This is a genomic window from Janthinobacterium tructae (genome assembly GCF_006517255.1).
In the GTDB taxonomy this organism is placed as follows: Bacteria; Pseudomonadota; Gammaproteobacteria; order Burkholderiales; family Burkholderiaceae_D; genus Janthinobacterium; species Janthinobacterium tructae.
This window is the reverse complement of record NZ_CP041185.1, coordinates 3,787,013-3,801,684: the sequence shown is the minus strand read 5'-3', so window position 1 is coordinate 3,801,684 and position 14,672 is coordinate 3,787,013. Positions and strand designations below refer to the sequence as shown.

The window sequence follows — 14,672 nt, the reverse complement described above, 5'->3', positions numbered from 1 at the left end:
AAAAACGGAGACACGTAATGAAAACGAGTGAACAAGGCTTGCACCGCGGCCTGGGCGAGCGGCAAATCCGCCTGATGGCGCTGGGCGCCGCGATTGGCGTGGGCCTGTTTTTGGGTTCCGGCAACGCCATCAAGATGGCCGGTCCCGGCATCATGCTGTCGTATATCATCGGTGGCGCGGTCATCTTCATGATCATGCGGGCGCTGGGCGAAATGGCCGTGCACAATCCCGTGGCCGGTTCTTTCAGCCGCTATGCCCAGGATTACCTGGGCCCCCTGCAAGGCTATCTGACGGGCTGGAACTATTGGTTCCTGTGGCTCGTCACGTGCGTGGCGGAAATTACCGCCGTCGCCATCTACATGGGCATCTGGTTCCCCGACGTGCCGCGCTGGATCTGGGCCCTGGCGGCCTTGGGCTCCATGGGCGCGATCAACCTGCTGGCCGTGAAAGCTTACGGCGAGTTCGAGTTCTGGTTTGCCCTGATCAAGGTGGTCACCATCATCCTGATGATCGTCGGCGGCACGGGCATGATCGTCTTCGGTCTGGGCAACGGCGGCGTGGCCGTCGGCATCTCGAACCTGTGGACGCATGGCGGTTTCTTCCCGAATGGCGCGCAAGGCGTGCTGATGTCGCTGCAGATGGTGATGTTTGCCTATCTGGGCGTGGAAATGATCGGCCTGACGGCCGGCGAAGCGGCGAACCCGAAGAAATCGATTCCCGACGCCATCAATTCGGTGTTCTGGCGCATCCTGATTTTCTATGTCGGCGCGCTGTTCGTCATCCTGTCGATCTACCCATGGAATGAAATCGGCACCACCGGCAGCCCCTTCGTGATGACGTTCGAACGCCTGGGTATCAAGACGGCCGCCGGCATCATCAACTTCGTCGTGCTGACGGCGGCCTTGTCGTCGTGCAATGGCGGCATCTTCAGCACCGGTCGCATGCTGTACAACCTGGCGCTGCAAGGCCAGGCGCCGAAGGCGTTTGCGGAAACCACGGCCAGCGGCGTGCCGCGCCGCGCCATCCTGGTGTCCGTCTTCGCGCTGTTGCTGGGCGTGCTGCTGAACTACCTGGTGCCGGAAAAAGTGTTCATCTGGGTCACCTCGATTTCCACCTTCGGCGCCGTCTGGACCTGGGGCGTGATCCTGGTCACGCAGATCCAGTTCCGCAAGACCTTGACGCCGCTGGAAATCAAGAACCTGGCCTTCCGCATGCCGTTCGCGCCCTACGGTTCCTGGATTTCGCTGGCCTTCCTGGCGCTGGTGATCGGCTTGATGGCGTATTTCCCCGATACGCGCATCGCCCTGATGGTCGGACCAGCCTGGCTGATCCTGCTGACGGTGCTGTACTACGTGCTGGGTCTGGCGCCGAAAGACCGCCGCGACGACGTGCCGCAAGGCTACGAAGCAGGCTGGCCACCGGCCGATGCGCCACACGTCAAGAAGTAAGCCAGCATAGTTGAGCTGAGTCAAAAGCGCGCCCCTGCTCCTGCAGCGGCGCGCTTTTTCTTTCATATAAGCAATTTCTTCTTCGCCAGCACTCCCGTGGCTTTGCCGGCGCACGCCTGGCGTTGTTTCCTTGCATCAAAGTTCTGTTTAGCTGAGCCGATGAAAGCCCTATAATCGCTTAGTTTTGAAAATGGACGCGATCTTTCCGGTTTTTTGCCAGGTAGGGCCGGAGCGTCGTTTCAAGTGTTTTTACCCGTCGTACGAAAATACGTATGCCTCATAAAGGAAGTCTAGTGAGCCAAACCCTGGTCCAGAAACTTTGCCGCACCAAGCCGATCGATACCACGGTCGAATATGGTGAAGGCCTCAGCAGCAGCGGCTTGAGCCGGTCCATCGGCCTGTTTTCCCTCACCATGATCGGCGTCGGCGCCACCATCGGCACGGGTATTTTCTTTACCATGGTCGAAGCCGTCCCCAAGGCGGGCCCTTCGGTCGTCCTGTCTTTCCTGATCGCCGCCATCACGGCCGGTTTGACGGCCTTGTGTTACGCGGAGCTGTCGTTCCGCATCCCCGCTTCCGGCTCCTCGTATTCGTTTGCCTACGCCACCGTGGGTGAGTTTCTTGCCTTCATCATGGCCGCCTGCTTGCTGCTCGAATACGGATTGGCGGGCAGTGCCGTGGCCATCGGCTGGTCGTCCTACCTGAACAATTTCCTGGAAAATGCCTTCGGCTGGCACATTCCCGAGATGCTGCGCACGCCGATGATCGTTTCCGGCCCGCATGGCATGGAGTTTCATGCCGGCCACATCAACCTGCCGCCGATCTTTTTGATCTGCATGTGCGGCTTCTTGCTGCTGCGCGGCGCCAAGGAATCGGCCCTGATGAATGCCATCATGGTCATCATCAAGCTGGCGATCCTGGTGTTTTTTGTCGTTATCGCGTTTTCCGGATTCAATGCCGACAATTTCTTCCCCTTCTTTAATACTGACAATAGCAAGGGCTTTGCCGGCATGACGGGTGTCACCGCCGCGGCCGGTACCGTGTTCTTCTCCTTCATCGGCCTCGATACGGTGGCCACCGCAGGCGACGAAGTGAAAAATCCCACGCGCAATGTGCCGCGTGGCATCCTTGGCGCCTTGCTCATCGTCACCGTGTTTTATTTGCTGGTGGCCGTGGCCGCCCTGGGCGCGCAACAGGCGAAATTGTTCGAAGGCCAGGAAGCGGGCCTGGCGGTGATCCTGCAAAACGTCACGGGCAAGACCTGGCCCGCGCTCGTGCTGTCGGCCGGCGCCGTCATTTCCGTCTTCAGCGTGACCCTGGTGACGATTTACGGCCAGACGCGCATCCTGTTTGCCGTCAGCCGCGACGGCCTGATCCCCAAGTCGTTCCAGAAGATCCACCCGCGCACCCTGGTACCGGTCAGCAATACCATCATCGTCTGCCTGGTGGTGGCCGTGGTGGCCGGCTCCATCGATGCCACTTATTTGTGGGACATGGTCAGCATCGGCACCCTGACCGCTTTCATGGTCGTCTCGGTTGCCGTGCCCGTGCTGCGCCACAAGCAGGGCGCCAACCGCATCGAAGGCTTCAGCGTGCCGTTCGGCCCGTATGTGATTCCCGGCCTGAGCATCCTGGCTTGCCTGTACATCATGCGCGATTTGCCGCATACGACGTTTGTCGTATTCAGCGTGTGGATGGCGGTCACGGTGGCCATTTACTTCCTGTACAGCATGCGGCATTCGCACCTGGGCAAGAAGGCCCGCTAATGCAGCCTGTTCCATCCAAAACCGCCGCGCTTGCCGGCGGTTTTTTTTATTTCTAACCGGAATTTACATGATGAAAATAACTGATCTGGCCGCCTGCGGCCTGCTGGCTAGCGGCCTTCTGGTGAGCGTGGCGCAGGCCGCCCCTGCCACCGAGCCGGCATTGCGCGATTACCGCGCCGTGGCCCTGTCGGCCAATGGCCAGCACATCGCCGCCATTGAATCGAGCAAGGCGGCGGAACAGCCGCAGCCGCAGCGCCCGCATGCAGTCATCGTCGTGCGCGACGCCGCCAACGGCGCCATCGTGCAGCAATTCGATCCATGCAGCGTGTGTTCTTACGACAAGCCCAGCTGGTCGCCGGACGGCAGGCAGCTGGCTTTCGTCGGCTACGACGCCAAGGCGGGCACGGCGCAGCTGTACCTGGCCACCCTGTCGCAGGCGCCGGTGCGCGTGTTGACCAGTATCAAGGGCGTGGCCGGTACGGCGCGCTGGTCGCCGGACGGCAAGCAGCTGGCCCTGCTCGCCACGGTGGGCGCGCGCAAGCTGGCCGGCGCCGTGGAGGCGGGCGTGCGGCAGGTGGGCGAAGTGGGCAGCGAAGACGATGCCCAGCGCATCGCGGTGGTGGCGGTGAGCGGCGGCGAACCGCGTTTGCTGTCACCAAGCGACACCTATGTGTATGAATACAGCTGGACGCCCGATGGCCGCGGCTTTGTCGCCACCAGCGCGCAAGGCAATGGCGACAGCAACTGGTGGGTCGCCAAGCTCAGCCATATCGATGCGGCCACGGGCGCCCTGCGCGTGATCGCATCACCGGCCATGCAGCTGAACCTGCCTTCCGTCTCGCCGGATGGCAAGACGGTGGCCTTCATCGGTGGCCTGATGAGCGATTTCGGCTCCATCGGCGGCGATATCTACACCGTGCCGCTGGCCGGCGGCACGCCGCGCAATCTTACGCAAGACTATCGCGGTACCTTCAATGGCGTCGTCTGGCGCGGCGCCGGCTTGCTGGCGACTGCGCTGATCGATTCGCAGCTGGCGCTGGTGCCTGTCGATGCGCAAAGCGGTCCGGCCCAGCCGGTGCTGCTCGGTGAGATCAGCAGTAGCGGCAGCGATGGCCGTCTGTCGTTCAGCGCCGATGGGCGGCAAGCCGCTGCCGCACAGGAAGATTTTACGCACGCCAGCTACCTGGTGGCGGGACCGGTGGGCCAGCTGAAAAAGATCACGCGCGACAATGACGGCTTTGCGCCGCAGCTGACGGTGCAGAACGTGGGCTGGAACAACGAGCAATACAAGGTGCAGGGCTGGTTGCTGGGACCGTTGTCGGTGGAGGCCGGCAAGCGCTACCCGATGATCGTCAACGTGCATGGCGGCCCGGGCGCTGCCGCCTCGCCCCGTTATGTGGCAGCGAGCACCGTGATCGAGGAATTGACGCAAAAAGGCTATTTCGTCTTCCTGCCGAATCCGCGCGGCAGCTTTGGCCAGGGCCAGGCGTTTACGCGCGCCAACATGGCCGACTTTGGCGGCGGCGACTGGCGCGACATCCTGGCCGGTATCGATGCGGTGGAAAAAGTGGCGCCCGTCGACGGCCAGCGCCTGGGCCTGATCGGCCATTCGTATGGCGGCTTCATGACCATGTGGGGCGTCACGCACAGCGACCGCTTCAAGGCCGCCGTGGCGGGCGCGGGCGTATCGAACTGGATCAGTTATTACGGTCAGAACGGCATCAACCAGTGGATGATCCCCTTCTTCGGCGCGTCCGCGTATGACAAGCCCGAGGTTTACCGCCGTGCCTCGCCCATCGAATCGATCAAGGCGGCCAAGACACCGACCCTGATCTACGTGGGCGAGCGCGACGTGGAAACGCCGGCCGCCCAGTCGCTGGAATTCTGGCACGGCTTGCGCGCCATGGGCGTGCCGTCCAGCCTGTTCATCTACGACGGCGAAGGCCATTCCTTCCGCAAGCCCGAACACCAGCGCGACTTGCAGCAGCGCACCATCGGCTGGTTTGAACGCTATCTGAAATAAATCGCTGCGGTTTAGCGCGGTGAGACGATATGCACGATCGCCGCGCTATGTACCACGATCTTGTCCGCATCTTCCTGCAACAACCGGATGCGTCGCTTGACCAGCGGCCAGCCCGACCAGGCTACGTCGCTGACAGGCGGCGCGGCAGGGGTAGCCAGCGGGGCGCAGATGGCGGCCTTGTCGTCGAGTTGCTCCAGCGCGCGTGACAGGGTCAGGCACACTTGCGTATGGCTGTGTCCAAGCAGGGCGTTGACGGGCGCGACAGGCAGCTGGCTGGCATGCCGGCCCAGGATCGAACGCAGTGCCGCCACATGGGCCACCAGCAGGTAATTTTGCACGATGAACAGGTTGATGTCTTCCACGGCCCGCTGCTTGCTGGCCGGTTCATCGAGCATGCGCACGAGTGCCGAGCTGAGCGCGGCCAGGCTGTCCATCAGGCGCTTGCGCTCGATGCGGTAGGCGAAATCATCGAAACATTTTCCCTGCAGCAGCGCGAAGCTGGCCTGCATATAGCTGAGGTTCACGTTGAGCACCTGGCGCACCAGGCGTGGCAGGCTCTGGTACTCCCAGTTGGCCAGCACAAAGCTGAACACGGTGGCCACCGCCGCGCCGATCAGCGTGTCGATCAGGCGTTCGCTGACGAGGTTCGGATTACTGGGCGCCACCAGGTGCATTTGCAGCAAGATCATCAGGCTGACGGCGATGGCCGTGTAGCGGTAGCGCAAATAGATGAAGGTGGGCGTGGCCACGATGGAGAGAAATAAAATGGCCATCAGCACGATATTGCTGTGCACGAAGCGGATCACGATGGCCGTGACCACGCAGCCGATGATGGTGCCGATGATGCGGTCGGCGCGGCGCTGGCGCGTCATGCTGAAGGTGGGGCGCAGGATGATGACGATGGTCAGCACGATCCAGTAGCTGTGCGCCGCATACGGCAGCCAGTGGCCGATCAGCAATCCCACCGAGATGGCCATCGACACGCGCAGGGCGAAGCGGAACACGGGCGAGTCCAGGCGCAGATTCGACAGCAGGGTTTTGAGTTCGTATTTCTGCTGCGACAAGAACGGCGCCATGTCCGCGCCGCTCCAGAACGGCACGTTGGCGTAGACTTTTTGCGTGGCCAGGTGCAGCTCAACTATCATCTTCAGAATCGCGCGGATCTTGTTGCGCTGCGCGCGCAGGGTGGCCAGCGCTTCCTGCGCAGCGTCGCCTTGTGCGTGCAGGCGGGCAATTTCCGCTTCAATATCGGCCCATTCCTTGTCATAGCTGATCTGCGCATACGAGGCGCGCTTGCGCGTGACGGCATACGCCACGGCTTCGATATCGCGCGCCGCCTTGTAAGCGAGGTCGTGCAAGGATTTGAGCACGTCGGAGTCGGCCAGGTGCTGGCGCAGCAGCGCGTAATCGGTGTGCGTGGAAAGAATCAGCTCGTATAAATCGAGCATGCACACGTGCACCTGCACCACGATGGCATCCTTGCTGTTCTTGTGGCTGCGCAAGATCAAATCGCGCGACGCTTGCTGGCGGTCGGCCAAAATGCTTTGATGGCGCACCAGCTTGTTGAATTGCTCCGTCAAATTGAAACGCGTGTCGTAGAAATCGGCCTTGATGTCGATGTAGGCGGCTAACTCGAACAGGGCTTCGGCCAGCACTTGCTGTTTGATGCGGTGGCGCAAGACCCAGGCGATGGCCATGGCATAGGCCAGATAGATGAGGCCACCGAGCATGAACAGGCCCGCGTGGTGAAATGATTGCTGCCACGTCATCTGATGCTCCATCGACATGGTCATGATGAACAGGGCGGCCAGCTGCAAGGGCATGGATTTCTTGCCGTACACCACCATCATGCTGGCGAGAAAACTCACCAGCACGAGTACCGTCATCAACAGCCACTGCACGGGCCCGCACAGGCTGATTAATAAGGTGACGGCGCTGCACAGCAGCACGGAAGCCAGCATTTCGTTGAACTTGTGGCGCAGCGGGCTGGGCATGTCCATCAGGGTCGTGCACAGGGCGCCGATGCATACCGTCATGGCGGTGGCACTGTCGCTGATTTCCTGGACCAGCAAGGCCAGGCCCACCAGGCCGACGGCCACGCGCAAGCCCAGGTAGAAATAATGGCTGTAAATAAAGGTGCGCAGGTTCAGTGCGTAGTGCATGGGATTACCTTGTGGGCAGGGCACAGAAAGAGGCGCCGCACCGGGATCTCCGATGCGGCGCCAGGATGTTGCAGTTGCTGCAGCCCGGATTTACATCAGGGCAATGACCGGGTAGCGCCGCCATTCCGGTTCGGCAAAGCGCTGGCAGTGCTCAAAGATGAAATCGAGCACGGCTTCCTGGTTGCTCAGCAGGGCCGGGTTGGCTGCTTTCCACTCGGCAAACTTGGCCGCCAGCGCCGGTTCGTCGCGCAGCAGTTCGGATGCCATGTCTTCGAACACGTAATCGGAAAACGCTTCTTTCTTCTCCAGCACGCTGTTGAAGAAGCCCCAGCGGAAGAAACTGTCGTGCGCCTGCGGTTCCAGCGTTTCCACTGCGTAGCGCGCGTTGTCCTGCTCCAGGGACACTACATAGTCGCCCGCCTGCACGGTGAACTGGCCCGAGCGCGCTTCCACTTCCACCGTATCGTGGAACATATGGCCTTCATAGGCGGTGGCGCGCGTGCCGACGGATGCGATGTGGTAATAGCGTGCCGTTAGCGTCTGTTCGGCGGTGATGCGGCTCATTTCCACGCCGTTCCAGCGCAGGCGCTCGATGACTTCGCGCCAGGCTTGCGGCACCACATAGGCTTTCGGCGCGGCCACGGTGACGTCCGCATCGAAGCGGTTGTAGTAGGCGATATCGCGCTCCCACGGCTGCGAACGGTCGTAGGACAGGCGCTGGTAGTCGCCCAGGATACTCGGCGTGTATTGCGCCGCGTAGCCCTTGAAGGGGAAGGTCGACGCTTGCTCTTCGTTCATGGTCCAGTGGATCGGCCATTCCGCCTGCGTGCGGCCCGCCGCCTTGGCTTGCGCGCGCAATTGGCGGATTGTCTCGCCATGTTCGATGGTAAACGCCATCGTGATGTCGAGCAGGGCACGCATGGAAGCGTAGCGGTCGGCAAACGGTTTGAGCATATGCGTTTCCGGCATGAAACCGATGACGTGATGCAGGGCCGCAAAACCGGTCGAGAAACGCGGCACTTCGAGGAATTCGGCGATGCCGTGGTCCGGGCTATCCTTGACGGGATTCACATACGGGCAGGTGGGCCAGCCAGCGCTTTCCATGGCCGCAAAGATGTGCGGCAGCATGGTGTCTTGCAGGAAGGGACCCAGGCCATTGCCCAGCTTATCCGTCTGCGTGTGGATCAGGGTCATCGTGTACGGGTAGTCGGCGCCGTTCGACGTATGTGTGTCGACCATCACGTCCGGGTCCCAGCTGGCTAGCAGGCGGTTGAACACTTGCGCGTTCAGGCTGTCGCACTTGATGAAATCGCGGTTCAGGTCCAGGTGGCGGCTATTGCCGCGGAAACCGAATTGCTCCGGGCCATCCTGGTTCACGCGCGAGGTGTTGGCGCGGTTCAGGCTGCCATCGACGTTGTAGATCGGAATGAACAGCAGCACGGTGCTGCCCAGCGCCGCCAGGCGTGCAGAATCCGTGCAGAGGTCGCGCACGATGGCCATGCAGGCGTCGATGCCTTCCGGTTCGCCCGGGTGGATGCCGTTGTTGTTGAAGAAAACGGTGCGCCCTGCGCGCTTGATTTGCTCGCGGTCGAACACGCCGTCCGCGCTGACGACGCCAGCGTGGATGGGCACGCCCGAGTCGGACAGGCCGATCTGTTCGAAATGCAGCACGTGTGGATAGCGTGCGGCGAGATCCTTGTAGAAGGTGATGCATTCCAGCCAGGTCGTGGTCTGGTTGTGGTTACCGAGTTCGTAGGTCGTGCGCAAGTCTGGTGGCATAGCGGTCTGAGTCTGGGAGGGGGAAGGCGCGCTGGGTAAGTACGCCCGCTAGGGGCCAATTGTAGCACCGGCGCTCCTGCCTTGATGCGCCGCAGGGGCTTGCTGGAGTACTTGTGCTATGAATACGTTTCACGGGCAAGGGGAGGCGGCATGCTGAAGACGGCGAATGCGGCAGCGATGGCGGCACTGGTGTGGTGGATATCCCTGGCGGCACAGGCGGCGCCGTTGCACTTGCCGGCAAGCAACGAACCCGTGGCGCAGGGCGGGGCCGTGACGGCCGCCGGACGAGGCGCGCTGATACGCTACCGGGGCTGGCTGCTGGCCGTCGATGGGGCAGTATCGGAGGAACGGCCCGATGTCTTGCTGACGTCGGCGGACGCGGGCCAGGCGCCGCAGCTGCAGATCGGCGCCATGCGGCGCAGCTTGCCCCTGTGGTCAGTCTTCGAGCTCGTCAAGGGACGCACGCGCTTGCGCATCACGGCGCTGCCGGGATCTGAGGCTCCCGCGCTGCTGCTCGATTTTGGCGAGGCCGATTATCGCATCGTGATTCCCGCCACGGGCATCGCCCGGCCGGCGTATCGGCTGCTGGCGCAGCGCTTTCCCGGCGCCGACCTGGCCTTGCTGCTGCAGGATGGCCGGCGGGTCATGCTGCCGCTGGGAAGTGGCCGTGGGCCAGTGTTTGGCGCGGAGCAAGCTGTGCCTTTTCGCTTTGGCAAAGTAAAACGCTAGGCGAAAAAAAGCCACTCCCGCAGGAGTGGCTCAGGCTATATCACCCGTTGCCGGGTTATGGCTTTTTGTTATTCAGCGCCCATTTCTTTCAGCAGGTTGTCGGCGTGGTCGATGTGTTTCATGTTCCACAGCATGTAGCGCAGGTCGACCTGGATCGAACGGGTGTTGGCCTTGTTGTAGTCCCAATCGGAAATGATCGAGTCCAGCGTGCCGTCGAATGCCAGGCCGATGAATTCGCCTTTGGCGTTCAGGGCAGCCGAACCGGAGTTGCCGCCGGTGATGTCCAGGGTGGCCAGGTAGTCGACCGGCACGGTTTTCAGCTTGGGATCGACGAATTTACCGAAGTCCTTGGCTTTGATGGCGGCCAGTTGTTTCGCTGGTGCATTGAACTCGCCTTCGCCCGTGGCTTTGGCGGCGACGCCATTGACGGTGGTGAAAGCGGTCCAGGTGGTGCCGTCGGCGCCATGGTCACGGCCGGCAACTTTGCCGAACGTGACGCGCAAGGTGCTGTTGGCGTCAGGGTAGACGGCCAGTCCTTTGCTCTTCATGAAGGCAATTTTTGCTTTCATGTAGTTGGCGTAGGCTTGCTGGATCTTGCCTGCCAGTTCTTCGTCTTCCGCTTCGTTTTTCAGCGAATCCGGATACATGGCGACGGCTGCCTGGATGAAGCTGTCCTTGCTGGCCTGGAATTCGGCTGGCGTGCGTTTCAGCCATGCTGCGCGTTCTTCCTTGTCGGCCAGCTTGCTGTTCGCATACAGTTTGTCCAGGGCGGCGGACAGCTCGGCCGGCGACATGCCGTCCTTGATGCCGATGGCGGCGTCAAAGCTGGCGCGGCGTTGTGCTGCCGGTTGCGCGGCGTACTTGGTCAGGCTGTTCAGTACCAGCGCCTTGTCGACTTTTTCGTCGTAGGTGCGCTCGACCGACGTGACGCCCGAGGTCAGGCGCGGCAAATCGCGCGTCTGGTAGCCGGACTTGCGTTCCGTATCGGCCTTGGTGCTTTCGTTCGCAAGGCGGTACAGGCTGCGTGCCGTGTTGAGCAGGCGCGGCTGTGCGTAGCTGAGGAAGAAGTCGCGCTTGGTGTCGGCGTCGCGCTCGGCGATCAGCTTTTCCACCTGCTCGATGTCGCCGGCAAATTCCGCCTTGCGTGCTGGCGTGGCATTGACCCAGGTTTTCAGGGCGTCGTGTTCCGTCGTCTTGCGCGCCAGGAAGTCGCTGCCGGCGTAGGAATCGAGCATGCCTTGGCGGTTCTTGTAGTAATTGTTCACGCCAGCGACCTGACCCGCGTATTTCAGCGCGACATCCTTGTTGTCCTTGGTTTCGCGCGCGATGATGGCCAGGGTTTCGCCCGAGGCTTTCACGAAGGCCGGGTAGTTCCAGTCAAACGTGTAGGCCACTTCCGATGGCAGGCGGTGACGGTTGGTGCGGCCAGGGTAGCCCAGGACCATCACGAAATCGCCTTCTTTCAAGCCATCCTTGGCCAGTTTCAGCACGTGTTTTGGCTGGTAAGGCACGTTGTCCTTGCTGAAGTCGGCAGCCTTGCCATCGCGGCTGACATAGGCGCGGTAGAAACCGTAGTCGCCCGTGTGGCGTGGCCACATCCAGTTGTCGGTGTCGCCGCCGAATTTGCCTACGCCCGCTGGAGGCGCGTGTACCAGGCGCACGTCGCGGATTTCCAGTTGCTTGATCAGGTAGAACTCCAGGCCGCCGTAGTAGGCCGACACGGTGCAGCGGAAGCCGGCTTCTTTTTCGCATTCGGCGACCAGTTTTTTCTGGTTTTTTTCGATCGCGTCGATGCGTGCCTTGCCTTGCAGCTTGGCCACGTCGGCAGTGATGATCTTGTCGCTGACATTCGTCACGGCCGAGGTGACGAAGATGCGGCTGCCCGGGGCGGCCGGCAATTCTTCAGCGAAGGTCTTGGCCAGGAAGCCGTTGGCCAGCAAATCGCGTTCCTTGGTCGAATTGACCGCCACGCTGTTGTAGACGCAATGGTGGTTGGTGGCAACCAGGCCTTGCGGCGAGACGAACGAGGCCGAGCAACCGCCCAGGCTGACGATGGCGCCCATCGGGAACTCGGTCAGTTTGGTCAGGGTGGTCGGATCGAGTTTCAGTCCGGCCGCTTTCAGTTCCTTGGCTACTTGTGGCAGCTGTTGGGGCATCCACATGCCTTCGTCGGCGTGTGCGAAATTGCTCAGGATGGCGAGCGCGATTAAAGATTTTTTCATTCGAGTTCTAGTCTTTTTACATGGTGGGAAGTCGGAACCAACGTGTACCCAGTGTTTTTCTCAGCGGGCGACCTAGAGTATCCGTATCGAACTCGCACTAGTCAATCACATTTTCCGGGTGGCATGTTGACGTCGAATTATTTAAATTGCATTATTTGTGCTGGAATGGGGCAGAAAATCGGCTGCCAGCGCGCATTTTTCCGTACGGTGGCTGTGGTATTTTTCCATACTTGTCTTGGCGGCAAGGAAATGTCCGGGAGCTTGCGCGGCCCGGACATGTGGTGAACGATGGCGTGTTGCCGGTCTAGCGGATTTTGCCGCGGCGCAAAAGGTTCACGATGCCCAGCAGGATCACGGCGCCCAGGAACGAGACCAGCAGTGAAGACAGGCTGAAATTGTCGCTATTGATGGTGCCCGTGCCGAACAGCGGCGCCAGCAGCCAGCCACCGAGAAAGGCGCCCACGATGCCGACGACGATATTGAGGAAGATGCCCTGTTGCGCATCGGTTTTCATGACCATGCTGGCCAGCCAGCCGATGACGCCGCCAATAACGATCCAGATAATGAAATTCATGCAGTCCTCCGCGCGATGGGTGAGTGGGGGTGTCATGTTAGAAAAACATCATGCCAGGTGATACTGATGCCGCACGATAGAAAAGTCCAGCGGATTTGCGTCGTGCATGCAAAAGCCCGCCTGGCTGCGGGCAGCGAGGCGGGCTTGTCATGCGGCAAGGCCGTGTTTAGTCGGCCTTGATCGCTTCGACCTGGATGGCCAGCTTGACTTCCGGCGAGAATGCCGGCATGCCGTAGTTCAGGCCAAAGTCGCTGCGCTTGAATTCCGCGCTGGCATCGGCGCCGCATACTTCACGCTTGTAGCGCGGGTGCATGATGCACTTGAATTTGCTCACGTTCAATTTGACGGGCTTGGTCACGCCCAGCAGGGTCAGTTCGCCATCGACTTCCACCAGCTGATCGCCGTTGAACTTGAACGACTTGCTCTTGTAGGTGATTGCCGGGAATTTTTCCACATTGAACATGTCCGCTTTTTTCGCGTGCGTGTTCATGGCGTCGAGGCCGAAATCGATCGAATCGGCATCGATGACCAGGTCCAGGCTGCCCGTTTTGGCGGCACGGTCCAGGGTCACGGTTCCCTTTGTCTTGTTGAACTTGCCGCGCCAGACAGACATGCCCATGTGATCGGCTTCAAAGCTGGGGAAGGTGTGCGTCGGGTCGAGGTTGTAGGTGTCGGTCGCGGCCATGGCCGAACCCGCGCTGGCGGCTGCCAGCACGGCGATCATCAAGTGCGAAAATTTCATGCAGATCCTATAGTTGAACAGGTTGTGGGGTTGCTATTGCGCTGCGACGTGGAATTTGATGGTGACCTCGTCGGCAACCATGCTCGTGTCTTTCCACTCGCCTTCGCCGATGTTGTAGGTCAGGCGCTTGATCGGCAGGGCGCCGTCAAACGCATATTTGCCGCCGTCGGCTTTCACCGTCAGGGGGAAGGTCACGTCGGTGGTCTTGCCTTTGATGCTCAGCTTGCCGCTTACCGTCAGTTTGCCCGCGCCGGCGGCCTTGATGCTGCTTGAGACAAAGGTGGCTTTCGGGAACTGGGCAGAATTGAACCATTCTTTCTTCGCCACTTCCTTGTTGTACTCGGGGTCGCCGATATCGATGCTGGCCGTGTCGATTTCCACCGACGCCTTCGAGGCGTCCGGCGTGGCCGGGTTGTAATCGATGGCGATAGTGAATTTCTTGAACTTCGCTTCCACGGGCACGTTCATTTGCTTGAACACGGCCGACACGCTGGTCTTGGCGGGATCGACTTTCAGCAGGGTGGCGGCGGTGGCGGCCACGGACAGGCCCAGCAGGGAAGCGAGGACGAGGCGTTGGGTGGTTTTCATCTTGTTTTTTCCTGTGTTTCAGTGAGCAAGGGGACGTTAAGGCAGCATACGTTTCAGCACGCCATCGCGGTCGATGAACTGGTGTTTCAGCGCCGCCAGCACATGGGCGGCCACGGCGGCAGCCATTGTCATGTTCAGAACATAATGAATTTCTTTTAAGAGCGGCTTAAGTTCCGGGTTCGGCGCCATGATGACGGGCAACTGGAACAGGCCCAGATAGACCACCGGCACGCCGGCTGCCAGGGTGTACAGGTAGCCGGAAATGGGCACGGCGAAAATCAGGATGTACAGCAGCACGTGCATGGCGTCGGCCGCCTTCTTTTGCCAGGCAACCATGCTGGCCGGGTGCGGCGGCGGCACGTTGGCCTTGCGCCACAGCAGGCGGATGGCGGCGATGGCCAGCACGGTCACACCGAGCCACTTGTGCCAGGAGAAATATTTGAGTTTGGTGGGCGTCAGGCCGGGAATGTCCGTCATGACCAGGCCCATGACGAAGGCGCTGATGATCAGCAGGGCGGTCAGCCAGTGCAGGATGATGGCGGTGGTGGTGTAGCGTTGCATCGGCGGCTTTCTTGAATGTAGTACGCATTAGGACTAATTCGGCCTAATATACCAAAGAAAAGCAAATTGCGCAGTGTG

At 60.9% G+C, this 14,672-nt stretch carries 11 protein-coding genes; 4 read left to right on the top strand and 7 right to left on the bottom strand.

What is annotated here, in order from left to right; all coding sequences use genetic code 11:
- Positions 1-17 precede the first annotated feature (17 nt).
- The 3 genes from FJQ89_RS16680 to FJQ89_RS16670 all read left to right on the top strand — a co-directional run bounded on the left by FJQ89_RS16680 (position 18) and on the right by FJQ89_RS16670 (position 5,237).
- Positions 18-1,448 (top strand): amino acid permease, encoded by a 1,431-nt coding sequence (locus FJQ89_RS16680; protein WP_141170984.1) that lies wholly within the window; start codon positions 18-20, stop codon positions 1,446-1,448.
- Between the two features lie 293 nt (positions 1,449-1,741).
- Complete coding sequence (locus FJQ89_RS16675) at positions 1,742-3,214, top strand: amino acid permease (RefSeq protein ID WP_081344397.1); 1,473 nt, start codon at positions 1,742-1,744, stop codon at positions 3,212-3,214.
- 67 nt (positions 3,215-3,281) lie between these two features.
- Positions 3,282-5,237 (top strand): S9 family peptidase, encoded by a 1,956-nt coding sequence (locus FJQ89_RS16670; RefSeq protein WP_243136091.1) that lies wholly within the window; start codon positions 3,282-3,284, stop codon positions 5,235-5,237.
- Between the two features lie 11 nt (positions 5,238-5,248).
- On the opposite strand, the gene FJQ89_RS16665 is transcribed toward FJQ89_RS16670, so the two are convergent.
- A complete protein-coding gene (locus FJQ89_RS16665; RefSeq protein ID WP_141170983.1) occupies positions 5,249-7,399 on the bottom strand; it encodes an FUSC family protein in 2,151 nt (716 codons plus the stop codon).
- A 90-nt stretch (positions 7,400-7,489) separates the two neighbouring features.
- Positions 7,490-9,178: a M14 family zinc carboxypeptidase gene (locus tag FJQ89_RS16660; RefSeq protein ID WP_141170982.1), complete on the bottom strand. Its 1,689-nt coding sequence runs from the start codon at positions 9,176-9,178 to the stop codon at positions 7,490-7,492.
- A 150-nt stretch (positions 9,179-9,328) separates the two neighbouring features.
- On the opposite strand from FJQ89_RS16660, the gene FJQ89_RS16655 reads away from it, so the two are divergent.
- Positions 9,329-9,907: a hypothetical protein gene (locus tag FJQ89_RS16655; RefSeq protein ID WP_141170981.1), complete on the top strand. Its 579-nt coding sequence runs from the start codon at positions 9,329-9,331 to the stop codon at positions 9,905-9,907.
- 68 nt (positions 9,908-9,975) lie between these two features.
- Here the strand turns inward: FJQ89_RS16655 and FJQ89_RS16650 are convergent, their stop codons facing one another.
- From FJQ89_RS16650 to FJQ89_RS16630, 5 genes are all read right to left on the bottom strand, one after another.
- Positions 9,976-12,129 (bottom strand): S46 family peptidase, encoded by a 2,154-nt coding sequence (locus FJQ89_RS16650; RefSeq protein WP_141170980.1) that lies wholly within the window; start codon positions 12,127-12,129, stop codon positions 9,976-9,978.
- Between the two features lie 304 nt (positions 12,130-12,433).
- The gene (locus tag FJQ89_RS16645) at positions 12,434-12,703 is read right to left on the bottom strand and encodes a GlsB/YeaQ/YmgE family stress response membrane protein (RefSeq protein ID WP_071075198.1); all 270 of its coding nucleotides are present in this window, start codon (positions 12,701-12,703) and stop codon (positions 12,434-12,436) included.
- A 166-nt stretch (positions 12,704-12,869) separates the two neighbouring features.
- Positions 12,870-13,445 carry a YceI family protein gene (locus FJQ89_RS16640; protein WP_141170979.1) on the bottom strand — a complete coding sequence of 192 codons (576 nt, stop codon included), beginning with the start codon at positions 13,443-13,445 and terminating at the stop codon, positions 12,870-12,872.
- 33 nt (positions 13,446-13,478) lie between these two features.
- The gene (locus FJQ89_RS16635) at positions 13,479-14,033 is read right to left on the bottom strand and encodes a YceI family protein (RefSeq protein ID WP_141170978.1); all 555 of its coding nucleotides are present in this window, start codon (positions 14,031-14,033) and stop codon (positions 13,479-13,481) included.
- Between the two features lie 36 nt (positions 14,034-14,069).
- A complete protein-coding gene (locus FJQ89_RS16630; protein WP_070311507.1) occupies positions 14,070-14,594 on the bottom strand; it encodes a cytochrome b in 525 nt (174 codons plus the stop codon).
- Positions 14,595-14,672: the final 78 nt, after the last annotated feature.